This window comes from Duganella guangzhouensis, assembly GCF_009674535.1.
Taxonomy (GTDB): Bacteria; Pseudomonadota; Gammaproteobacteria; order Burkholderiales; family Burkholderiaceae_D; genus Rugamonas; species Rugamonas guangzhouensis.
This window is the reverse complement of the sequence record NZ_WKJK01000019.1, coordinates 20,475-41,548: the sequence shown is the minus strand read 5'-3', so window position 1 is coordinate 41,548 and position 21,074 is coordinate 20,475. Positions and strand designations below refer to the sequence as shown.

Here is a 21,074-nt window from a genome sequence, read left to right as displayed (position 1 = left end):
TCTTAGACAGCTTTATTCCGCACAGCATCGAGAGGCATCATTTTTATACCCGGTTTCATACCCGGTTTTACATTTATCTTCAGCGAAACCGACGCAGGCAATCAGATGGCAGGTCGCGATGACTGAGCACTGTATGTTGCTGCGCTGAAAAACCCATGACATAATGCTTTTTTAATAACCTCGGATTGCTCGCATTCTCGGTCAACTCCCACTATTCACTTAACTATGAAAATTCTTCAGCTCGCCGCAGCCGGATTGACCACCACCTTACTAACGCTCACCGCTGGATGCTCAACACCAATGATCGAGCCATCTGCATTGCCCCCGCCTAAACCGGCAAAAGACCTTCAGTTGTCGACGCCCATTGTTTATAAATTCAGCTCTGGTTTGGCCGTACTGCGTGAGGTTGTCTTATTGCCTGGCACCTACAAGGGCGTAGGCGAGGATGGAAAAGGAGTCTGGTACTTGGGCAACCGTGAATCGATGACGAATACCGTGGTCGACCGAGGCGGCGCGACCGGCTACGCCAAGGAATGGGTAGGCGTCCCTACAGTCTCTAGCGGTGGCATATTTGTACCAAATGATCCAGCGTTGACGCCCCAAATCTTCCGCATCCACGGCGAACAACCTTCGAGCGCGCCAGGCAGTTCGCGACAAGTGGACAAGCTGCAGGAAAACCAAGTTCCAATCACCTTCGCCCTCAACGCTCAACCGTCTAGCCCTGCATTGGCCAACAGTAGCGTGATGCAGGCAGGGGTTAATGGCGGCGTGGCATCGGGGGTGGTTGCTGGAATTATCGAGATGGACAAGGCGGATTATGGCAAATACCAGATTCATGAAGGGCAACCCGTCTCGGGGGTAAATCTGCGCCAGCAATTCAGCATCATCACTAGCCAATAAACTGTTGTCGATGCATCTGAGACCGAGGGTTCGCATTAGACCGCCTGCTGGCGGTTGTCCGCCTTATCGTTTCGGGCATCCGGGCACCGTCTTTATCCGGAGCTTTTTTAGGATAGGCGAGCGAGTGGAGAACCGTTAAGACGTTTCTCACCAGCTGAATTTGACAGCAACAAACAGTATTGCCAATAAAATAATTAGCTTACTATGGAAAACTGCTAAAGAAAGCAGCATAAGCGTAAGGCATTGTGGTGGTTGGCGCGGCATAAGTCGCGGTTAGACTTTTATTGAGAGGCAATTATGAATACCTACTTAAACCACGATGGCAAGCAGACCGAGTGCAAGTTTCAGCGCATCAAGCCCCAGCTGCCCAAGGAAGTTTCTGGGCCACAGGGAACAACACAATGGCGACAGACAGTCGAATCGCAAGCTGATGCCCAGCTGACGTTTCCGCATGAGGTCGACTTTCTCACACCTGACCAACCAATCGTTCTTGTGATCGATTCGCAGAAATATGATGCAGTGGTGCTCCGGGTTGCGGGCCGAACAGTCCTGTGTAAGGCTTGGAGACAGATACCTGCGCATAATTAACGACCGCTGGAGGAGCTGACCGAAAATATCCGGTCAGCGCCAGCTCAATTCGTGCTCCGGTGGCGCACCAGGCCAGGACGGTACTGGCACGCTGCTGATGCCAAAAAGTTTTCGCTCGTCGTCGGCGGGGTGTCGTCCCGCCTGACGATGGCAGTGTTCCGGTATCATCGCGTGACTCTGACCTGCTAGATTAAACACCTTCAAAAATGCGCAACTCATTCGCTGCGCTGAATATCCGGTTTACCGTTTGCATCTATAGATAAACGGAAATATTTAGTCTCGCCGGCTTTGATAATTGTCTCTCGCTGCGTCCAGTTGTCTTGATTTGTGCTGGAAAATGCTTTTCCCTCTGGATCACGACCGGCGCGTATCAGCACTTCTCCTTGAGGCACGAAGAAAGTGGATTTTTCGCTGACATCCAAGCGTGCGGCAAGTGTGCCATTGAGAGAAACAGACAGATAGCAACCACCTCCCATAAAACCCGTATCACGAGTTACGACCAGAGTCCCTGTCGTCCCCGACTGGACCATTTTGCCGTCAATATTTTATGAAAGCACCGGACATTCTGGTATCTGCGCCCCACTCAAAGTGGGCGCGAATTTCCCCGCAAGTGGGTGATTTTCAACGATCGCTCAACATGTGCTCAACGTCCGTTCATACCAGGTTTGCGTGAGATGCAAAGATTCGATGTGAGATGGCCAGATATGAAAAAGCCCCGTATCCACAGGGCTTTAGGGCATGGCATTTCTGACATGCCCTGAAATGCAGTAATTTGATGGTTTGAGTTTAGACGTTGAACAGGAAATTCAGTACGTCGCCATCCTTGACCACGTATTCCTTGCCTTCGGCGCGCATCTTGCCCGCTTCCTTGGCACCGCCCTCACCCTTGTACTGGATGTAGTCGTCATAGGCGATGGTCTGGGCGCGGATGAAGCCGCGTTCGAAGTCGGTGTGGATCACGCCGGCCGCCTGTGGCGCGGTATCGCCGATGTGGATGGTCCAGGCGCGCACTTCTTTGACGCCGGCGGTGAAGTAAGTTTGCAGGCCCAGCAGCTTGTAGGCGGCGCGGATCAGACGGTCCAGGCCTGGCTCTTGCATGCCCATGTCGGCCAGGAAGGCGGCCTTGTCGGCGTCATCCAGATCCGCGATTTCGGCTTCGATGGAAGCGCAGATGGCGACGATCGGCGCGTTCTGGGTGGCGGCGTAGGCGGTCAGCTGGTCCAGCAGCGGGTTGTTGGTGAAGCCGGTATCGGACACGTTGGCCACATACATGGCCGGCTTGGCGGTGATCAGGCACAGCGGCTTAATCAGCAGCATTTCGGCCGCGTCCAGACCCAGCGAGCGCACTGGCTTGGCGTCGTTCAGGTGCGGCACCAGACGTTCCAGCAGCGCCACCAGCTTGATCGCGTCCTTGTCGCCCGAGCGGGCTTTTTTGTTTTCGCGGTGAACCGCTTTTTCCACCGTGCCGAGGTCGGCCAGCGCCAGCTCGGTCTGGATCACTTCGATGTCGTCCAGCGGGCTGACTTTGCCGGCCACGTGGATCACGTTGTCATCTTCAAAGCAGCGCACCACGTTGACGATGGCGTCGGTTTCGCGGATGTGCGACAGGAACTGGTTGCCCAGACCCTCGCCCTGCGACGCGCCCGCCACCAGGCCGGCGATGTCGACAAATTCAACGATGGCGTTGACCTGGCGTTCCGGTTTCACGATGTCCGACAGCGCGGCCATGCGCGGATCCGGCACTTCAACCACGCCGACGTTCGGCTCGATGGTGCAGAACGGATAGTTTTCAGCCGGGATGCCGGCTTTGGTCAGGGCGTTGAACAGGGTGGACTTGCCGACGTTAGGCAAGCCGACGATGCCGCATTGGAGACTCATGAAAAACCTTTAAATTATCAATATTGCCGGCAAGCGGCTGGTGAAAACGGCCCTGCGGGGGCGTTTTTGGATATTCTTGCTGTTTACAGCGTTCAAGGGTCCATTGTACCGCCCTTGCCCCCACACTTCAAAAAAACGGAGACTCCATGAGCATGCGCGACGCTGGACGCGAACAGTTCCGCCACTTCCTGACCATCCCGACACGTTGGATGGACAATGATATTTATGGCCACGTGAACAATGTTGTCTACTACTCCTACTTCGATACGGCGGTCAACCAGTACCTGATCGAGGCCGGCGTACTGGACATCCACCACGGCGAGGTGGTGGGCTTCGTGGTCGATAGCGGTTGTTCGTACTTTGCGCCGCTGGCGTTTCCGGATGTGGTGCATGCAGGCATCCGCGTCAGCAAGCTGGGCAACTCCAGCGTGCGCTACGAAATCGCGCTGTACCGTAACAACGATCCCCTGCCCGCCGCCGCCGGCCACTTCGTCCACGTCTACGTCGAGCGCGCCAGCAACCGCACGGTGCCGATTCCGGACGTGGTACGCAAGGTGCTCGAGTCCATCATCACCACTGCAGTAGTGAAATAGTCGCTTGAGGAAATGCTCGCCTCAGCTTTTCTACCCGCCCGCTTGGCGGCATCAATTTCGTTCGCCGCAAAGGTCGCGGGCGCGAGCGATGGATGTGGCAGGGTCGGGTCTGGTGGTGCGATGCAGCGCCCGCTTGAGAATTTCACGATGCTCTTCTTCCTGGCTACGGCCGTGCTGCGCAGCCAGTTCGCCGAGCGTCGCAACCCAATCGGGATCGACGTTGTGGATTGATTTCATCATACGCCGCCGCCCCGACTGTCTCAAGCAAGCTGAGGTGGAGAGTGGCTGGTTTAATGCTAGACTCTTCGGCTATCACAACCCTCTGGAAATCTTCATGTCCCGTCTGCGTACTTCTGTTCTGGTGGCCAGCCTGATGCTGGCTGGTGTGTCTAGCTTGCCGGCGCAGGCGACGGTGCCGGTGGCGGCCAAGGCCAGTCAGGCGCAGAAGCACTTGGCCAAGCTGGCGGCGGCTTTCCACGTGGCGCGCTGCAAGTTCGAGCCGCTGCTGTACGCCACCGCCAACGGCGACAGCCGCTATGACGATCAGCTGGGCCTGGCGATTTCGCCCAAGGTGCGCGCGGCGCAGTTCACGCTGTACCGCGCGCTGCAAAAGCAGTTGATGGCGCTGAACCGAGCTCAGTTGGGCGCGCCGGATCAGCTGACCTACGATCTGCTGAGCTACGAGCTCAACAACGCGCTGCAACTGGAGTCTTTCCCCGAGAATCTGCTGCCGCTGAATCAGTTCGACAACGTGCCCAGCACGCTGGCCAATTACGCCGGCGGCGCTGGCTCGCAGCCGCTGCAAACGGTCAAGCAATATCAGGCTTATCTGAACCGCCTGGACCAGTTGCCGACGTGGATCGATCAAGCCATCGCCAACATGAAGCAAGGCATACACAGCGGCGTGGTGCAACCAAAGGCCATCATCGTCGCGATGCTGCCGCAGTTCCAGAATCTGCGCGCGGCCTCGCCCGAGGACAGTGTGTATTATTCACCCGTGACGCGCTTCCCGTCCTCGTTCTCCGAGGCGGACAAGAAGAAGCTGACCGCCGCGTATCTGAACACGGTGGACAAGAAGGTGGCACCGGCGCTGACCCGCCTGGTCGATTTCCTGCAAAACGAATATCTGCCGGCCGGCCGCGCCAGCGCGGGCTGGAGTTCGCTGCCCAACGGCGCGGCCTGGTACGCGGCGCACATCCGGGACAGCACCACCCTGCCGCTGTCGGCCGACGAGGTGCATGCGCTGGGTTTGAAGGAAGTGGCGCGCATCCAGCAGCAGTTGACCGAGCTGGGCCCCAAGCTCGGCTATGACGGTCCGGAGAAGCAATTGCCGCAGTGGGTCGGCGCGCAAACCAAGTTCAATATCTTCAGCACCGACGAGCAGGTGCTGGACGCCTATCGCGCCCTGTACGCGCAGGTGCAGGCCAAGCTGCCGACCTACTTCAGCCTGCTGCCGAAGGCGAAGCTGGAACTGCATCTGGAGCCGGAGCTGACGCGCGCCACCGCCTCCGACCACTACACGCCGCCGGCCGCCGACGGTTCGCATCCGGGCGTGTTCTGGCCGGTGGTGAACGATCCGAAGAAGTACAGCCGGGTCGACATGGTCAGCCTGTTCCTGCATGAGGGCGTGCCCGGCCACCACTTGCACGCGGCCCTGCTGAAGGAGCTGGATATCCCCGACTTCCGCAAATTCAGCACCGAGAATCAGAACGTCGCGGCCTTCACCGAGGGCTGGGCGCTATATTCGGAAACACTGGGCCGGGAGATGGGGCTGTATGAAGATCCGGTGGCCTATTACGGCCATCTGAATGCGGAGATGCTGCGCGCGGCGCGGCTGGTGGTCGATACCGGCATCCACGCCAAGGGCTGGACCCGCGAGCAGGCGATCGCCTATCTGGTCGACACGCTGGGCTGGAGCGAGCCGCGCGCGCGCAACCAGATCGAGCGCTATATGGTGTGGCCGGCGCAGGCGCTGAGCTACAAGATCGGCTCGCTGAAGATACTGGAGCTGCGCGCCCGCGCGCAAAAAGCGCTGGGCGACAAGTTCAGCTATCCGAAATTCCACGAAGTCGTGATCGGCGACGGCACACTGCCGCTGCCGATCCTGGAACAGCGCGTGGACCGCTGGATCGCTACGGCTTCGAAGCCATAACGTTCATCACCGCCACCGTCATCGCCTGGGCCGCCGTTTTGATCGACGGCTCCGGCACCGGCGCGTAATACGGCGAGTGGTTGAAGGCGACCGGCTTGCCGCCCTTCTCCGCTTCCGCCACTACTTTCGGATCGTAGACGCCGGTGAAGAAGAACATGCCCGGCACGCCCTGGTTGACGAACAGCGAGAAGTCTTCGCTGGCGGTCATGGCCGGCATGCGCGACACGTTGGCGTCACCGAAGGCTTGCTTCAGCACGCCTTCGGTGCGGGTCACCAGCGCATCGTTGTTGTCGATGGCGACGCCACCCGGAATCAGCTCGACGTCCGGCGCCGGCGCATCGGCCATGGCGGCCGAGGCGTTGGCGATACGGCGCACGCCAGCCAGGATTTTCTCCCGCACGGCCGGGCTGTAGGTGCGGATGGTGCCGCGCACTTTCACCGATTCCGGAATGATGTTGCCTACCGTGCCGCCGTTGATGGCGCCGATGGTCACCACGCCGAACTCCTTCGGATCTTTCTCACGGCTGATGACGGTTTGCACCTCGACCACAAAGCGGGCCGCGATGGTGATCGGGTCGAGCGCCTTGTCCGGCGCCGAGCCGTGGCCGCCACGGCCCTTGAAGGTGATCTCGATCGCGTCCGAATTCGATGACACCGCGCCGCTGTTGTAGCCGATGGTGCCGTAGGCCAGCGGCCACGAGTGCAGCGCAAACGCATAATCCGGCTTGCCGAAGCGCTTGAACAGGCCGTCCTCCAGCATGGCTTTGGCGCCGGACACGGTTTCCTCGGCCGGCTGGCCGATGAACATCAGCGTGCCCTTCCACTGCGACTTCAGCGCCACCAGCGTGCGCGCAGCACCCAACCAGGCGGTCATGTGGATGTCGTGGCCGCAGCTGTGGTCGGCGGCGTTCTGGCTGGCGTACGGCAGGCCGGTTTTTTCCTGCATCGGCAGCGCGTCCATTTCGGTGCGCACCAGCACCAGCGGGCCGGGGCCGTTCTTGTAGATGGCCACCACGCCGGTCTTGCCGACTTTTTCGGTCACCTCAAACCCGATCTTGCGCATTTCGGCCGCCAGCTTGGCGGCAGTGCGCACTTCCTCGAAGGCGATTTCGGGATGTGCGTGCAGATCCTTGTAGATGGCGTCCAGTTGCGGGTAGATGGCGTTGATCTGGCCGGCGACATCCTGCTGCGCATGCGCGGCGCCGGCCAGCAACAGGGCGGCGGCGATCGGGAGTAACTTCATCGGTTTCCTTTCAGTCGGTGTGCAATTTGGTGGTGGCAGGGGCGAACTCGCCCTTGACGATTTGCGGCATGATCAACAGCGCTTTCTCGATCGAGCGCTCGATCAGCTCCTGGTCTTCCCGCCGTGGACGATGAAGCACAAAGTCTGCCACCTGCTGCGCCAGGTTCAAGGTGCGCGGATGGCCGATGCCGAGCCGCAGCCGCCAGTAATCCTGCGTGCCGAGCGCGGCGGTGATGTCTTTCAGGCCGTTGTGGCCGCCCGAGGAACCGCCCTTCTTCAGGCGCGCGGTGCCGGGCATCAGGTCCAGCTCGTCGTGCACCACCAGCACCTCGTCGGCGTTGATCTTGAAAAAGCGGCACAGCGCGCCTACCGACTGGCCGGAACGGTTCATAAAGGTCAGCGGTTCCAGCAGATACACTTCCTGGCCGGCGATGGATGCCTTGGCGTACATGGCGTTGTACTTGGATTCGCGCTGCAGGCGCGCGCCGGCGTCGTTGGCCAAATTGTCCACCAGCCAGAAGCCGGCGTTGTGGCGGGTTTGTTCGTATTCGGGTCCGGGGTTACCGAGGCCGACGATGAGGCGGATAGGCATGGTAGTGCGCGTTAAATAAATACAATTATGACGAAAAAAAACCCGCCAGCGCGAAGCGGGCGGGTTTTTTCATGACGCGAAGATCAGATTACTTCTTTTCTTCAGCAGCTGCGGCTTCAGCGGCAACGTGGCCAGCTGGTACCGAAGCGGTAGCGATGGTCAGGTTGTTGCCGTGGGTAACAGCGGTCACGCCTTTTGGCAGGGTCAGGTCAGCAACGTGCACCGAGTGGCCTACGTCCACGTTGGTCAGGTCAACGGTGATGAACTCTGGCAGATCGCCTGGCAGGCATTCGATTTCCAGTTCGTTGGCAACGTGGCTGATGGTCGCGCCGTGCAGTTTAACGGCTGGCGAAACTTCAGCGTTAGCGAAGTGCAGTGCTACTTTCACGTGCAGTTTCTTGCTGGCGTCAACGCGCTGGAAGTCAGCGTGCAGAACCAGTTGCTTGAATGCGTGCATCTGGAAGTCGCGCAGAACGACTTTCTCAGTTTTGCCATCGACTTCCAGGTCCAGGATCGACGAGTGGAACACTTCTTTTTTCAGGGCATGGTACAGCGCGTTGTGGTCCAGCGCGATGTTCAATGCTGCCTCGGTGCCACCGTAAACGATGCCAGGGGTCTGGCCCGAATTACGCAGGCGGCGGCTCGCTCCGGAACCCTGCACTTCACGTTTGAAGGCTACTACTTTCATGTGATACTCCAATCAATAACAGGGCTCGCGCCCCGTGTTATGAAGCCACCCGCGACCAGGCAGCTTCGGGAAAAACGGCGCGCCTGGCTGAAAACCGGGCGCGCCGCCTGTAAAACTGTTTATATTGTTTATCGCTTAGTTATAACTTAGTCGACAAACAGGGAGATCACGGAATCACCCTTGATGATGCGTTTGAAGGTCTCGGCCAGCAGCGGTGCGCAGGTCAGTTGACGGATCTTGGCGCACTGCTTGGCGTTTTCCGACAGCGGAATGGTGTCGGTCACGACCAGTTCGTCCAGCGACGAGCTGTTGATGCGGTCGATCGCAGGACCGGACAGCACGGCGTGGGTGCAATAGGCAACCACTTTCTTGGCGCCGCGCTCTTTCAGCACTTCAGCGGCCTTGACCAGGGTACCGGCGGTATCGACCATGTCATCCATGATCACGCAGTTGCGGCCTTCAACGTCACCGATGATGTTCATCACTTCGGACACGTTGGCTTTTGGACGACGCTTGTCGATGATGGCCAGATCGCAGTTCAGACGCTTGGCCAGCGCGCGGGCGCGCACCACACCGCCGACGTCTGGCGACACCACCAGCAGGTCTTCGTTGTGCTTTTTCTGCAGATCGCTCAGCAGAATTGGCGAAGCGTAAATATTGTCAACCGGGATATCGAAGAAGCCCTGGATCTGGTCTGCGTGCAGATCCATGATCAGGACGCGCTCGACGCCGGCTTCTTCCAGCATATTGGCCACAACCTTGGCCGAGATGGCAACGCGGGCCGAACGTGGACGACGGTCCTGGCGGGCGTAGCCGAAGTAAGGAATCGCAGCGGTGATACGGCCAGCGGAGGCACGTTTCAGTGCGTCAACCATCAGGATCAGTTCCATCAGGTTGTCGTTGGTCGGGGCGCAGGTCGATTGCAGCACGAATACGTCTTTACCGCGGACGTTTTCGTTGATTTCAACCATGACTTCGCCGTCCGAGAATTTCGAAACGTTTGCTTTGCCGAGAGGGATGCCGAGATTTTTTGCGACTCCCTCTGCCAACGCAGGATTAGCGTTGCCGGTAAAAACCATCAGGTTTTCGTAAGCCATTGGGATTCCAGAGAAGTTGTAGAAGATTCTTGAAGAGCTCGCGCTAGCTGCGCGGTGCTGAACTAACCAAATGGAATGAGGCGCATCGTGCGCCTCACTTTTTGCTCTATCTGGCCGGAGACTAGTGCCTCGACGGACTCAGATACAAACGAATGGCAGGGGAACAAGGATTCGAACCTTGGTATGCCGGAATCAAAATCCGGTGCCTTAACCAGCTTGGCGATTCCCCTACGCAACTGACTGCTCGTCGTTACAGGCCGATATTATACAGCCATTTTCACGCTTCGCAAAATCTTTTTTGCCGACCTACAACTTCGCGATGATTGGATGCTGATGCAGCGCTTTTGCTTTCCAGGCTATCCACTTGGCAGGTACTTTTGCAAGTACCGCGTCGGCGTCCGCCTCGGTTGCTACCGCACTGAACACACATGCACCTGAGCCAGTCATCCTGGCATCACCGTAAGCACTTAGCCATTCTACCGCTTCTGCTACCGGCGGGAATAACTTCGTTGCTACTTGTTGCAAGTCATTCTTTCCAAACCCCGCTGCTCTGGAGTGGCTGGAAAAGTCCGCTATATTAACGAGCGGCGTGCTCCTTGTCAAATGTTCTGAGCCGAAAATTGCAGCCGTTGGTACCATGACACCAGGTTCGATGACGACATACCAACAATCCGGCGCCCGCACCGGCCGCAGCGCCTCGCCCACGCCCTCGGCAAACGCGGTCTCGCCAAAGATGAAAAACGGGATATCGGCGCCCAGTGGCAGGCCAAGATCCATCAATTCCTGCCGGCTCAGGCCGGCGTTCCACAACTTGTTCAGCGCCATCAGCGTGGTGGCCGCGTCGGACGAGCCGCCACCGACGCCGCCGCCCATCGGCAGCACTTTGTCGATGGCGATATCCACCCCGCGTGGCAAGGCGCCGGTACGGCGCACCACCTCGGCCTGCAACAGCCTGGCGGCGCGAATGATCAGATCGCTCTGCTCCGGCACGCCGGGCAGATCGGTGACGCGGCGCAGCGCCGTGTCGTCGCGCAGCGTGAAGTGCAGCGTGTCGCCGTGGTCGATCAGCTGGAACACGGTTTGCAGCAGGTGGTAGCCGTCGGCGCGGCGGCCATTCACGTGCAGGAAGAGATTGAGCTTGGCCGGAGCCGGGCAATTGTTCAGTTCGGTCATGCCCGGCATTTTACTTCTCGGGCGGATAGATGACGATGCGGATCTGCATGTCGTCCACCGCCTGGCCGAGCGCGATGCGGGTAACGTCGATGCGCTTCGGCTGCGGCACCGGCGCGGCGTCATCTTGCCACGACACGTATTCCAGCTTCCAGCCGTCGCGCGTGATGACGTTGTCGTTGGCGGGCGAGGCGGTGAAGCGCTGGCCCTTGCTGTCGGTGGCATAGCCCTGCAGCCAGTCGCGCAGGCCGGACACCGGCAAGCTCCAGCCCAGCGCCTGGGTGGTCAGCGTATCGAGGTCGGGCGCGGTTTTGGGCGCCTTGCCGCTCTCGGTCAACGTGGCCGATTGCGGCGTGACGTTAATCACCGCCACCGTCTGGCCGGTCGGGGAAATCAGGCTGACATCGGTATTGGTTTTGCCCTGCCGCCAGGTAAAGGTGCCGTTCAGCGACTCCTTCTTGCCGTCGCGGCTGTAGTTGATGGCGATGCGGCCGCCGAAGTCCGCGCTATCGCGGTAAGGCGCAACGGCAGCGCTGGAGCGCGGTACGGACGGCGTGGTGGTACAGCCGGCCACGGTGGACAAAGCGAGGGCAATCAGCAGTGGTCGTATCATTTATAGACTTTGGTTCAGGCGCGCCAGTGTGCTCTTCAGCGCGTCGTTGCTCGGATCTTTGGCTTGCGCTTCCTTCCACATCTTTTGCGCGCCGCTGACATCGCCTTTGGCAAACAGCACTTCGCCCAGGTGCACCGCGATTTCCGGATCGCTACGCAGCGTGTAGGCGCGGCGCAGGAAGGATTCGGCATCGTCCAGCTTACCCATGCGGAACTGCACCCAGCCCATGCTGTCCATGATGAAGGGGTCGCCCGGCGCCATCTGCATCGCCTTGTCGATCAGCGCATAGGCTTCCGGCAGGCGCTCGTTGCGGTCTGCCAGCGAATAGCCGAGCGCATTATAGGCGTGCTGGTTGTCGGGCGCCGCAATCATCACCTGGCGCAGCGCCTTTTCCATCAACTCCACCTGGCCGACCTTTTCCGCCACCAGCGCGAAGTCGTACAGCAGGTCCGGATTGTCCGGGAAGCGTTTCACCGCGCCTTCCAGCACCAGATAGGCGGTGCGGTGGTCGCCGGCGTCGCGCAGCAGCTGGGCGTCAGTCTGGAACACCTGGGCCTGGTCGTCGGCGCTGGTCGGCTTCAGTTCGGACAGCAGCCTGCGCGCCTCATCAATCTTGCCCTGGCGCGCGGTCAGCACCGCCATCTTCAGGCGCGAGGCGAGATAGATTTTTTCATCGCTGTTGTCGATCTTTTCCAGCCAGGTGTAGGCCGCCGCGAAATCGCCGCGCTGCTCGGCGATCTGCGACAGGATCATCAGCGCCTTGGATGGATCGCGCTCATCGCTCGGATGCGCTTCCAGCGTGGTGACGAAACGGGCGAAGTATTTTTCGGCCTCGGCCACGTCGTTGCCCTGCACCGCGATCACGCCCAGCGCGTACAGCACCGACAGATTGTCCGGCTGGTCTTTCAGCAGCAACAGGAATTCCTTACGTGCCTGGTCCGGCTGCTTGTTGTCCACCAGCAGGCGGGCGTAGGCGGCGCGCACCTCGCCGGCCTTCGGATATTTGGCCAGGAATTCGTTCAACACCTTCATTGCCGCGTCGATGTCGCCTGCCACTTGCGCGGTGGTCAGGATCGCCAGTTCGGAATCCGGCTTGATGGCCAGCGCCTTGGCCGCCTCGTCGCGCGCGCGCGCCTGGTCGCCCAGCGAGAAGGCGCCCTGGGCCAGGATCAGGTGTACTTCCAGCATGTCGTCATACGGCATCAGCACGCGCTGTTCCAGCTTGAAGGCGGCGTTCTTGTCCTTGGCGCGCAGCAGGTATTGCTGCATCTGGAACATCATCAGCGGGCGTGCCGCCGGCTTGGCGTTTTTCAGGCGCAGTTCGAACACCGATTCCGCTTCGCTCAGATCGTCGGCCAGCACGGCGAAGCCGAGGAAGTATTGCATCGCCTCGTCCGAATCCGGCGCCAGGCTGCGCCACAGGCGGATCGCCGACAAGCCCTCGCCGGTCTGCTTGGCGGTCAGCGCCATTTCGGCGGCACGGCGCGCCAGGCGCGGATCGCGGGTCTGCTGCGCCAGCGACATCATGGTGATGTACGGCCCTTGCCACTGGCCTTTTTTGAATTCCAGTTCAGCCTTGGTGATGCGGTACAGCAGATCGCCGGTCAGCTCGGTATTCGGCAGCGTTTCCGGCGCGGCGGCCGGCGGCGCGGCGTCGGCGGTTTCGGCGGCCGCTTGGTCCGGCTCGGCCGGCGCCGCTGGCGCCGGTGATTGTGGAGCTTCAGGGGCGGCTGGCTGTTTTTGCGGCGACACGGCACAGGCGGACAGCAGGGCCGAGAGGGTTACAATGGCGAAAGCGTTTTTCAAAGGAGATCCTGGCAAGTCAGCAAAAATACACTTGGATTCTACGCCGATCGCATCAGATGCGCGGTTTGAGTAGTGTAACCAAATATTCCGCTACGGCCAGATTCTCACCGCCTTTATTTCCGTACCAGCCAGACAGATGCCAGAATTACCAGAAGTCGAAGTTACCCGGCGCGGCGTCGCGCCGCATATCGAGGGCCGCGTCGTGCGCCAGGTCGTGTTGCGCCGTGACGGCCTGCGCTGGCCCTTCCCGCCCGATCTGCCGCAATTGCTGGTCGGCCGCACCGTGCTGCGCACCGGCCGTCGCGGCAAATACCTGCTGGTGCATTTCGAGCATGGCACGCTGATCATCCATCTCGGCATGTCCGGCCATCTACGCGTGCTGGCGCCCGGCATCGCGCCGGAAAAGCATGACCATTTCGACCTGGAAGTGGAAAGTGCGGACGGCCAGCGTCAGGTGCTGCGCATGAAAGACCCGCGCCGCTTCGGCGCCGTGCTGTGGCACGACGCCGCCGATGGCGAACTGGAACACCATGTGCTGTTGCGCGAACTGGGCGTGGAGCCGCTGGAATCCGGTTTCAGCGGCAAATTGCTGTACGATCAAACCCGCCAGCGCAGCACTGCGGTCAAGCAGGCGTTGCTGGGCGGCGATATCGTGGTCGGCGTCGGCAATATTTACGCATCGGAAAGCTTGTTCCGTGCCGGCATCAACCCAAAGACGCCGGCCAAGCGCATCAGCCTGGCGCGCTACGACAAGCTGGCGCAGGCGGTGCGCGAGATCCTGGCCGAGGCCATCGTCCAGGGCGGCAGCACGCTGCGCGACTTTATTGCGGTGAACGGGCAGTCCGGGTATTTCCAGCAGACTTATTTCGTCTATGATCGGACTGGCGTACCCTGTCGCGTATGCGCGGCACCGATCCGCCAGATCAAACAGGGGCAGCGATCCACCTTCTATTGCGTGAATTGTCAAAAATAACAGGGCAGACAGATGGTCAGGGACTTTGAACAGTACAGCGCCTGGCGACAAGGTGTCGTCAACGCACTGAGGAACTACCAGACGTGGGTGGCCGAGGCAGCCCTGACCGATGCCGCCACCGAGCAGCGCATTGTGCGCACCCTGACGCGGCTGGAGGACGACAAGCTGTCGGTGGCCTTTGTGGCCGAGTTCTCGCGCGGTAAATCGGAGCTGATCAACGCCATCTTCTTTGCCGACTACGGCCAGCGCATCCTGCCATCGGCGGCCGGCCGCACCACCATGTGCCCGACCGAGTTGCTGTGGGACGGCAGTCTGGCGCCATCGATCCGCCTGCTGCCGATCGAGACCCGGGCCGACAATCTGTCCACCAGCGATTACCGCGACCAGCCGGCGGCGTGGACGGTGCTGCCGCTGAACCTGGACGAAGGCGCCGACATGCACGAAGCCTTCAAGCAAGTCAGCAAGACGCGCCAGGTGCCGGTCGAGGAAGCCAAGCGCTACGGCCTGTATGACGAGGACGATCCGGACCTGGCGGTCACGCTGGACGAGAACGGGATGGTGGAGATTTCGCTGTGGCGTCACGCCATCATCAACTTCCCGCATCCGCTGCTGAAGCAGGGACTGGTGATTCTGGACACGCCGGGCCTGAACGCGATCGGCACCGAGCCCGAGCTGACGCTGAACCTGATTCCGAACGCGCACGCGGTGCTGTTCATCCTGGCCGCCGACACCGGCGTCACCAAGAGCGATATCGAAGTCTGGCGCAACCACATCGGCAACGGCGCAGGCCGGCTGGTGGTGCTGAACAAGATCGACAGCATGTGGGACGAGCTGCGCGGCGAGGACGACGTCAACGCCGAGATCGAACGGCAGCAGGCCAATGTGGCGCATGTGCTGTCGCTGGAACCGCGCCAGGTGTTTCCGGTATCGGCGCAAAAAGCGCTGGTGGGCAAGATCAATCACGACGTCGAACTGCAGGCGCGCAGCCGTTTGCACGCACTGGAAGCGGCGCTGTTCAACGAACTGATTCCGGCCAAGAAGGACATCGTGCGCAAGCAGCTGGGCGAGGAATTGCAGGCGCTGAACACGGCGCAGCTGGCCATGTTGAACGCGCGCACGCGCGGCATCGTCGAGCAGTTGCACGAGCTGCGCAGCCTGCGCGGCAAGAACCAGAGCGTGGTGGCGCACATGATGCGCCGCATCGATGTCGAAAAGCGCGAGTTCGACGCCAGCCTGTTCAAGCTGCAGGCCACGCGCGCGGTGTTCACGCGCTTGTCGACCGAGCTGTACACCTGCATGGGCATGGACATCGTGCGCGACGATATCGATCTGGTGCGCGATGAAATGCAGCGCAGCCGCTTCTTCATCGGCGTGCGCGACGCGGTGCGCGGCTATTTCGAACGCACCCGCGCCAACCTCGACGCGGCCGAGCACAAGACCATCGAAATCACCGAGATGATGGGCGTGATGTACCGCCGCTTCTCCAGCGAACACGGGCTGACGCTGGCCTTGCCGATGCCGTTTTCGCTGGAGCGCTACCGCGACGAGCTGGACAGCATCGAAGCGATTTATTCGAAGACCTTCGGCACCGCGACGCTGCTGACCACCAGCCGCGTGGTGCTGATGGAGAAGTTCTTCGATACCATCGCCTCGCGCGTGCGCGGTTGCTTCAAGTCGGCCAACAACGATGCCGAGGCGTGGCTGAAGGTCATCATGGCGCCGCTGGAGGCGCAGATCCGGCAACACAAGGATCAGTTGAAACACCGGCTGGCGTCGATCCAGCGCATCCACGATGCGACCGACAGCCTGGAACAGAAAATCGACGCCTTCGAGCGCGGACAGCAGGAGCTGGAAGCGCAGAAAGCGCGTCTCAACGAATTGGCCGGTGCGATCAGCATCGCCATCAATGCGGAATTCGTGGCGCTGGACGCCGCCGCCTGATTTAGGAACACGATGAAAGTTGTAGCAGTAGAGAATTTTGCGGACCCGAGTTTTTCGGCCGACCTGATCGGCTGGCAAAAAGTGCATGGACGGCATGTGCTGCCGTGGCAGAACACGCGCGATGCGTATCTGATCTGGCTGTCGGAAATAATGTTGCAGCAGACCCAGGTGTCGGCGGTGCTGGGCTATTACGCGCGCTTCCTGGAGCGCTTCCCTACCCTGCGCGATCTGGCGGCGGCGCCAGTCGAGGATGTGATGGCGCAGTGGAGCGGCCTGGGTTACTACACGCGGGCGCGCAATCTGCACAAGTGCGCGCAGCGCGTGGTGGCTGAGTACGATGGCGTGTTTCCTTCCGATCCGCTGTTGCTGGCCGAGTTGCCGGGCATCGGCCGTTCGACGGCGGCGGCGATCGCGGCGTTTTCCAGCGGCCGGCGTGCGGCCATCATGGATGGCAACGTCAAGCGCGTGTTCGCGCGGGTGTTCGGCATCGACACCTATCCGGGCGAGAAAAAGACCGAGGAGTCCATGTGGCGCCGCGCCGAGGCGTTGTTGCCTGAGGTGGGCATCGAGTCGTACACGCAGGGTTTGATGGACATGGGCGCGACGCTGTGCACGCGTAGCAGTCCGTCGTGCGAGCGCTGTCCGATGCAGCCGCGCTGCGTGGCTTTCGCCACCGGCCGCACGCGCGATCTGCCGGTGCGCAAGCCGAAGAAGGCGACACCGGAAAAGCATGCGGTGATGCTGGCGATCGTCGATGGCGGACAGGTGCTGCTGGAGCAGCGTCCGCCAAGTGGTATCTGGGGCGGTTTGCTGTCGCTGCCGGAGCTGGACGGCCACGTCGGCGCCGAGGATGACGAGGTGCCGGAAGCCGATCACGACGCGCTGCTGCAAGTGGTGGGCAAGTTTGGCGAGATGGAGTCCTGCGAACGGCTGTCGACGGTAACGCACGTCTTCACCCACTACAAGCTGCACATCGCGCCCTACCACATCACACTGGCGCGCCGACAAGCGATGGCGGCGCAGACCGCTTACGTCTGGGTGAATGTCGCCGGCCTGGCCGACGCCGCGCTACCGGCACCGGTGAAAAAGCTGCTGCTGGAACTGGTGGGCGACCGCCGCGAAGCGCAGCAGCGCATGTTCTAAGGCAGATACCGCCCGGCCGCAAACGCCGCCCCGACCAGCACCATTGCCGTGGCGACGAACCACTTGATGATGCGGGTCTCCAGCTGGGCCACCTTGATTTCCAGCCGCGCGATCTCGACGTGAACATGTGCAATCTCGGCGTACACTTTGCCGAATTGCGTGGCCACATCTTCGCGGAAAGCCATCAGGTCGACCTTGGTGGCGAAGTATTTTTCCAGCTCCTGCAATTCCATGGCAGTCTCCAATGCCTAGGGTAGGTAACGGCCGGCCGCAAAGGCTGCAGCGACCAGCAGCATCGCCGTGGCGACGAACCACTTGATGATGCGGGTCTCGAATTGGGCAATTTTGGTTTCGAGCGACGCCAGCTTGGTGTCGCGGGAAATGATTTCGATGTGTACCTTGGCTATTTCGGCCTGCAGACTGCCAAACTGTTTCGCCACCTCTTCGCGAAAAGCCATCAAGTCGACCTTGGTGGCGAAATATTTTTCCAGCTCCTGCAATTCCATGGCGGTCTCCGCTAAAAATATTTCACCGCGCCGAGGATCAGCGCGGTGAAGGTGAGCTGCATGGCGAATGTCCACTTCAAAATCGTGACGGTTGCCTCATGGATTTTGCGGTCGATTTTCTCGTCCAGATAATGGAATTTGCTATCCATCTTCTGGTTCAGGAAGTTGAAGTTATCGTCTACCTTCTGGTTCAAGAATGCGAAGTTGCTCTCTACCGTGACTTTCAATTCGGCAAAGGCATCGTTGCGGACGTAGTTGGATTTGATGACGGCGACGTCCGTCTCTAGCAGGCTGATGCGTTGCTCGTCCATGATGGCGGCCTCCGAGGTAGCTTTCATCATCGGCCGCACAAGCGCGCGGGTCAAGCGGAACGCTAGCCCCGGTTGAGGCGTATCAGAGTTCGTCCAGCGAGAACAGGCGGCGGTGTTCGCGGATGGCGTAGCGGTCGGTCATGCCAGCGATGTAGTCGGCGATCTTGCGCGCCTGCTTGTGCACATCGCCCGATTTGTCCTGGTAATCCGGCGGCAGCAAAGCGGGCTCGGCCATGAAGGAATCAAACAGCTCGCGCACGATGCGGCTGGCCTTCACCCGCATCCGCCCCACCTTGTAATGCCGGTACAGATTGGCATACAGGAAGCGCTTCAGCTCGGTCGCATCCTTGCGCATATCGTCCGAAAAGCGGATCAGCGGCGGTGCCGCGCGCACATCGTCGATATGCTTGGGAGCGACCTCGGCAATGCGCGCGGTGGAGGTGACGATCAGATCGTCCGCCAGCGCGGTGATCAACCGCCGCAAGGTTTCGTAAATCGCGCGCCGGCCCGACAGGCCAGGGAAGGCTTGCTGCACATCGCGCCACAGCCGCGCAAAGAAATCCACCTGCTCCAGCTGCGCGATGGTGATCAGGCCGGACCGCAAACCGTCATCGATGTCGTGACTGTTGTAGGCGATCTCATCGGCCAGATTGGTCAGCTGCGCCTCCAGCGACGGCTGGGTGCGATCAATAAAACGCTGCGCCACCGTCCCCAACTGCTTGGCATTATTCAGCGAGCAGTGCTTGAGGATGCCCTCGCGCGTTTCAAACATCAGATTGAGACCGTTCCAGGCGCCGTAGTGCTCTTCCAGCTCATCGACCACGCGCAGGCTTTGCAGATTGTGCTCGAAACCGCCGTAATCCTTCATGCACTCATTGAGCACATCCTGGCCGACATGGCCGAACGGCGTGTGACCAAGGTCGTGAGCCAGCGAAATCGCCTCCACCAGATCCTCGTTCAGCCGCAGATTGCGCGCCAGCGAACGGCCGATCTGCGCCACCTCCAGGCTGTGCGTCAGCCGGGTGCGGAACAGATCACCCTCGTGATTGAGGAACACCTGGGTCTTGTACTCCAGCCGGCGGAACGCCGAGGAGTGAATGATGCGGTCACGGTCGCGCTGGAACTGGCTGCGCGACGCATGCGACGTCTCCGGATAACGGCGGCCGGCGCCGCCTTCCGAATGGGCCGCGTAGGGAGCGAGATATTCTTCCGGCGCCATGACCGCCTCCGGGCTTAGACGCAGGCTGCCAGCGTCGCCAGCAGCAATTCCTGCGGCGCGTTGCTGATTTTCGGCGAACCCAGCCCATTCATCAGAATGAACTTGATGGCGCCGCCCTCGTTCTTCTTGTCGACTTCCATCGCCTCCAGCCATTTTTCCACGCCCAGGTCCGGCGCGGTGGTTGGCAGGCCGGCGGCCGCGATCAGCTTGCGCACGCGCGCCACAGTGTCGGCATCGATCAGGCCCATGCGCTGCGACAGCTCGGTCGCCATCACCATGCCGCAACCGACCGCCTCGCCGTGCAGCCAGGCGCCATAGCCCATGCCGGCCTCGATGGCGTGGCCGAAGGTGTGGCCGAAGTTGAGGATGGCGCGCAGGCCGCCCTCGCGCTCGTCCTGACGCACCACGTCGGCCTTGATCTCGCACGAACGCGCGATCGCGTAGGCCAGCGCGCCCTTGTCGCGCGCCATCAGTTTTTCAATATTGGCTTCGATCCACTCGAAGAACGCCAGGTCGATCACCGCGCCGTACTTGATGACCTCGGCCAAGCCGGCCGACAGTTCGCGCTCCGGCAGGGTTTCCAGCGTCGCGGTATCGGCGATCACCGCGCGCGGCTGGTAGAACGCGCCGATCATGTTCTTGCCCAGCGGATGGTTGATGCCGGTCTTGCCGCCCACCGAGGAATCGACCTGCGACAGCAGCGTGGTCGGCACCTGGATGAAGTCGACACCGCGCATATAGCTGGCGGCCGCAAAGCCGGTCAGGTCGCCAATCACGCCGCCGCCCAGCGCCACCAGCGTGGTCTTGCGGTCGGCCTTGTGTTCCAGCAGCGCGTCAAAGATCTGCATCAGGCTGCCCCAATGCTTGTGCTCCTCGCCATCCGGCAGGATCACGGGAATAACTTGCTTGCCAGCATCACGCAAACCGGCTTCGATGCGCGCCAGGTACAGCGGTGCCACGGTGGTGTTGGAGACCACGGCCACCTTGCTGCCATTCACATGGCGCGCCAGCAGCGAGACATCGTCCAGCAGGTCGGGGCCGATGGCGATCGGGTAGCTGCGCTCGCCCAGATCTACGTTTAACAGGATGTTGGATTGTTCGTTCATCGATGGTTCGGCATGGGTGACACAGTTGGGCGCGGCTTCGCAAGCCTTGGTGGCCAACTGGTTGATTATGGTCTGAACCATCGATTGTACGTTAGGACGGCCGGTATCGATGACCAAATCGGCAATTTCCATGTACAAAGGATCACGCACCGCCATCAATTCTTCGAGTTTCTTGCGCGGATCGGCGGTTTGCAGCAACGGCCGGTTCTTGTCGTGCGCGGTGCGCTGCAGAATGCTGTTGATGCTGGCGCGCAAGTAGACCACGGTGCCGCGCGACTTCAGGAAGGCGCGGTTGTCGGCATTCAGCACGCAACCGCCGCCGGTGGCCAGCACCAGGCCGGGCTGGCCGCTCAGTTCACGAATGACGTCCGCCTCACGGCGACGAAAGCTGGCTTCGCCTTCGATTTCAAAGATCCACGGGATCGAGGCGCCGGTGCGCGCCTCGATCTCATGGTCCGAATCTACAAACTTCATTCCCAGCTTGCGCGCCAGGATGCGGCCGATGGTGGTCTTTCCTGCCCCCATCAGGCCGACGAGAAACACATTTTGCATGCA

At 60.7% G+C, this 21,074-nt stretch carries 22 protein-coding genes and 1 tRNA gene; 7 read left to right on the top strand and 16 right to left on the bottom strand.

Annotated features, from left to right (window positions below):
• The first annotated feature begins 225 nt into the window (after positions 1-225).
• Complete coding sequence (locus GJ699_RS27465; RefSeq protein ID WP_154382456.1) at positions 226-900, top strand: hypothetical protein; 675 nt, start codon at positions 226-228, stop codon at positions 898-900.
• Positions 901-1,197: 297 nt separating this feature from the next.
• Positions 1,198-1,488, top strand: coding sequence for a hypothetical protein (locus tag GJ699_RS34260; protein ID WP_195763663.1), 291 nt, complete (start codon positions 1,198-1,200; stop codon positions 1,486-1,488).
• 215 nt (positions 1,489-1,703) lie between these two features.
• On the opposite strand, the gene GJ699_RS27460 is transcribed toward GJ699_RS34260, so the two are convergent.
• Both GJ699_RS27460 and ychF read right to left on the bottom strand, forming a co-directional pair.
• On the bottom strand, positions 1,704-2,018 hold the full coding sequence (locus tag GJ699_RS27460) for a hypothetical protein (RefSeq protein WP_154382454.1): 315 nt from the start codon (positions 2,016-2,018) through the stop codon (positions 1,704-1,706).
• Positions 2,019-2,274: 256 nt separating this feature from the next.
• Positions 2,275-3,366 carry a redox-regulated ATPase YchF gene (gene ychF / locus GJ699_RS27455; protein WP_154382453.1) on the bottom strand — a complete coding sequence of 364 codons (1,092 nt, stop codon included), beginning with the start codon at positions 3,364-3,366 and terminating at the stop codon, positions 2,275-2,277.
• A gap of 152 nt (positions 3,367-3,518) precedes the next feature.
• Between ychF and GJ699_RS27450 the strand changes: the two genes are divergently transcribed.
• Complete coding sequence (locus GJ699_RS27450; protein WP_229262331.1) at positions 3,519-3,959, top strand: acyl-CoA thioesterase; 441 nt, start codon at positions 3,519-3,521, stop codon at positions 3,957-3,959.
• A 51-nt stretch (positions 3,960-4,010) separates the two neighbouring features.
• Here the strand turns inward: GJ699_RS27450 and GJ699_RS27445 are convergent, their stop codons facing one another.
• Positions 4,011-4,199, bottom strand: a complete 189-nt coding sequence (locus tag GJ699_RS27445; protein WP_154382451.1) for a FitA-like ribbon-helix-helix domain-containing protein — start codon at positions 4,197-4,199, stop codon at positions 4,011-4,013.
• Positions 4,200-4,293: 94 nt separating this feature from the next.
• Here GJ699_RS27445 and GJ699_RS27440 point away from each other — a divergent pair, with 94 nt between their 5' ends.
• On the top strand, positions 4,294-6,111 hold the full coding sequence (locus GJ699_RS27440; protein ID WP_154382449.1) for a DUF885 domain-containing protein: 1,818 nt from the start codon (positions 4,294-4,296) through the stop codon (positions 6,109-6,111).
• Here GJ699_RS27440 and GJ699_RS27435 read toward each other — a convergent pair.
• From GJ699_RS27435 to GJ699_RS27400, 8 genes are all read right to left on the bottom strand, one after another.
• Entirely contained in the window at positions 6,092-7,354 is a 1,263-nt protein-coding gene (locus GJ699_RS27435; protein WP_154382447.1) for an amidohydrolase, read from the bottom strand. The two genes, GJ699_RS27440 and GJ699_RS27435, sit on opposite strands and share 20 nt — an antisense overlap.
• 10 nt (positions 7,355-7,364) lie before the next feature.
• A complete protein-coding gene (pth, locus tag GJ699_RS27430) occupies positions 7,365-7,946 on the bottom strand; it encodes an aminoacyl-tRNA hydrolase (RefSeq protein WP_154382445.1) in 582 nt (193 codons plus the stop codon).
• A gap of 88 nt (positions 7,947-8,034) precedes the next feature.
• Complete coding sequence (locus GJ699_RS27425; protein WP_154382443.1) at positions 8,035-8,634, bottom strand: 50S ribosomal protein L25/general stress protein Ctc; 600 nt, start codon at positions 8,632-8,634, stop codon at positions 8,035-8,037.
• A 146-nt stretch (positions 8,635-8,780) separates the two neighbouring features.
• Entirely contained in the window at positions 8,781-9,731 is a 951-nt protein-coding gene (locus GJ699_RS27420) for a ribose-phosphate pyrophosphokinase (RefSeq protein ID WP_154382441.1), read from the bottom strand.
• 153 nt (positions 9,732-9,884) lie between these two features.
• Positions 9,885-9,961, bottom strand: a tRNA-Gln gene (locus GJ699_RS27415).
• 76 nt (positions 9,962-10,037) lie between these two features.
• Complete coding sequence (ispE, locus tag GJ699_RS27410; protein ID WP_154382439.1) at positions 10,038-10,904, bottom strand: 4-(cytidine 5'-diphospho)-2-C-methyl-D-erythritol kinase; 867 nt, start codon at positions 10,902-10,904, stop codon at positions 10,038-10,040.
• A 10-nt stretch (positions 10,905-10,914) separates the two neighbouring features.
• Complete coding sequence (locus tag GJ699_RS27405; RefSeq protein WP_154382437.1) at positions 10,915-11,514, bottom strand: outer membrane lipoprotein LolB; 600 nt, start codon at positions 11,512-11,514, stop codon at positions 10,915-10,917.
• A complete protein-coding gene (locus GJ699_RS27400) occupies positions 11,515-13,320 on the bottom strand; it encodes a tetratricopeptide repeat protein (protein ID WP_154382435.1) in 1,806 nt (601 codons plus the stop codon).
• A 136-nt stretch (positions 13,321-13,456) separates the two neighbouring features.
• Between GJ699_RS27400 and mutM the strand changes: the two genes are divergently transcribed.
• The 3 genes from mutM to mutY are packed head-to-tail and all read left to right on the top strand — an operon-like array spanning position 13,457 to position 17,377.
• Entirely contained in the window at positions 13,457-14,293 is an 837-nt protein-coding gene (gene mutM / locus GJ699_RS27395) for a bifunctional DNA-formamidopyrimidine glycosylase/DNA-(apurinic or apyrimidinic site) lyase (RefSeq protein WP_154382433.1), read from the top strand.
• Between the two features lie 12 nt (positions 14,294-14,305).
• Complete coding sequence (locus GJ699_RS27390) at positions 14,306-16,234, top strand: dynamin family protein (protein WP_154382431.1); 1,929 nt, start codon at positions 14,306-14,308, stop codon at positions 16,232-16,234.
• Between the two features lie 12 nt (positions 16,235-16,246).
• Positions 16,247-17,377, top strand: a complete 1,131-nt coding sequence (gene mutY / locus GJ699_RS27385) for an A/G-specific adenine glycosylase (protein ID WP_154382430.1) — start codon at positions 16,247-16,249, stop codon at positions 17,375-17,377.
• On the opposite strand, the gene GJ699_RS27380 is transcribed toward mutY, so the two are convergent.
• The 5 genes from GJ699_RS27380 to aroKB are packed head-to-tail and all read right to left on the bottom strand — an operon-like array spanning position 17,374 to position 21,071.
• Positions 17,374-17,610 (bottom strand): hypothetical protein, encoded by a 237-nt coding sequence (locus GJ699_RS27380; protein WP_154382427.1) that lies wholly within the window; start codon positions 17,608-17,610, stop codon positions 17,374-17,376. The genes mutY and GJ699_RS27380 overlap by 4 nt on opposite strands.
• Positions 17,611-17,625: 15 nt before the next feature.
• Positions 17,626-17,883 (bottom strand): hypothetical protein, encoded by a 258-nt coding sequence (locus tag GJ699_RS27375; protein WP_154382425.1) that lies wholly within the window; start codon positions 17,881-17,883, stop codon positions 17,626-17,628.
• Positions 17,884-17,894: 11 nt separating this feature from the next.
• A complete protein-coding gene (locus GJ699_RS27370; protein ID WP_154382423.1) occupies positions 17,895-18,224 on the bottom strand; it encodes a hypothetical protein in 330 nt (109 codons plus the stop codon).
• Between the two features lie 52 nt (positions 18,225-18,276).
• Positions 18,277-19,413, bottom strand: coding sequence for a deoxyguanosinetriphosphate triphosphohydrolase (locus GJ699_RS27365; RefSeq protein ID WP_154382421.1), 1,137 nt, complete (start codon positions 19,411-19,413; stop codon positions 18,277-18,279).
• A 14-nt stretch (positions 19,414-19,427) separates the two neighbouring features.
• Positions 19,428-21,071: a bifunctional shikimate kinase/3-dehydroquinate synthase AroKB gene (gene aroKB, locus GJ699_RS27360; protein ID WP_154382419.1), complete on the bottom strand. Its 1,644-nt coding sequence runs from the start codon at positions 21,069-21,071 to the stop codon at positions 19,428-19,430.
• Positions 21,072-21,074 lie beyond the last annotated feature (3 nt).

Coding starts and splice junctions, on each gene's coding strand:
- GJ699_RS27465 (WP_154382456.1), top strand. CDS start 226: ATGAAAATTCTTCAGCTCGCCGCAGCCGGATTGACCACCACCTTACTA.
- GJ699_RS34260 (WP_195763663.1), top strand. CDS start 1,198: ATGAATACCTACTTAAACCACGATGGCAAGCAGACCGAGTGCAAGTTT.
- GJ699_RS27460 (WP_154382454.1), bottom strand. CDS start 2,018: ATGGTCCAGTCGGGGACGACAGGGACTCTGGTCGTAACTCGTGATACG.
- ychF (WP_154382453.1), bottom strand. CDS start 3,366: ATGAGTCTCCAATGCGGCATCGTCGGCTTGCCTAACGTCGGCAAGTCC.
- GJ699_RS27450 (WP_229262331.1), top strand. CDS start 3,519: ATGCGCGACGCTGGACGCGAACAGTTCCGCCACTTCCTGACCATCCCG.
- GJ699_RS27445 (WP_154382451.1), bottom strand. CDS start 4,199: ATGATGAAATCAATCCACAACGTCGATCCCGATTGGGTTGCGACGCTC.
- GJ699_RS27440 (WP_154382449.1), top strand. CDS start 4,294: ATGTCCCGTCTGCGTACTTCTGTTCTGGTGGCCAGCCTGATGCTGGCT.
- GJ699_RS27435 (WP_154382447.1), bottom strand. CDS start 7,354: ATGAAGTTACTCCCGATCGCCGCCGCCCTGTTGCTGGCCGGCGCCGCG.
- pth (WP_154382445.1), bottom strand. CDS start 7,946: ATGCCTATCCGCCTCATCGTCGGCCTCGGTAACCCCGGACCCGAATAC.
- GJ699_RS27425 (WP_154382443.1), bottom strand. CDS start 8,634: ATGAAAGTAGTAGCCTTCAAACGTGAAGTGCAGGGTTCCGGAGCGAGC.
- GJ699_RS27420 (WP_154382441.1), bottom strand. CDS start 9,731: ATGGCTTACGAAAACCTGATGGTTTTTACCGGCAACGCTAATCCTGCG.
- ispE (WP_154382439.1), bottom strand. CDS start 10,904: ATGACCGAACTGAACAATTGCCCGGCTCCGGCCAAGCTCAATCTCTTC.
- GJ699_RS27405 (WP_154382437.1), bottom strand. CDS start 11,514: ATGATACGACCACTGCTGATTGCCCTCGCTTTGTCCACCGTGGCCGGC.
- mutM (WP_154382433.1), top strand. CDS start 13,457: ATGCCAGAATTACCAGAAGTCGAAGTTACCCGGCGCGGCGTCGCGCCG.
- GJ699_RS27390 (WP_154382431.1), top strand. CDS start 14,306: ATGGTCAGGGACTTTGAACAGTACAGCGCCTGGCGACAAGGTGTCGTC.
- mutY (WP_154382430.1), top strand. CDS start 16,247: ATGAAAGTTGTAGCAGTAGAGAATTTTGCGGACCCGAGTTTTTCGGCC.
- GJ699_RS27380 (WP_154382427.1), bottom strand. CDS start 17,610: ATGGAATTGCAGGAGCTGGAAAAATACTTCGCCACCAAGGTCGACCTG.
- GJ699_RS27375 (WP_154382425.1), bottom strand. CDS start 17,883: ATGGAATTGCAGGAGCTGGAAAAATATTTCGCCACCAAGGTCGACTTG.
- GJ699_RS27370 (WP_154382423.1), bottom strand. CDS start 18,224: ATGATGAAAGCTACCTCGGAGGCCGCCATCATGGACGAGCAACGCATC.
- GJ699_RS27365 (WP_154382421.1), bottom strand. CDS start 19,413: ATGGCGCCGGAAGAATATCTCGCTCCCTACGCGGCCCATTCGGAAGGC.
- aroKB (WP_154382419.1), bottom strand. CDS start 21,071: ATGCAAAATGTGTTTCTCGTCGGCCTGATGGGGGCAGGAAAGACCACC.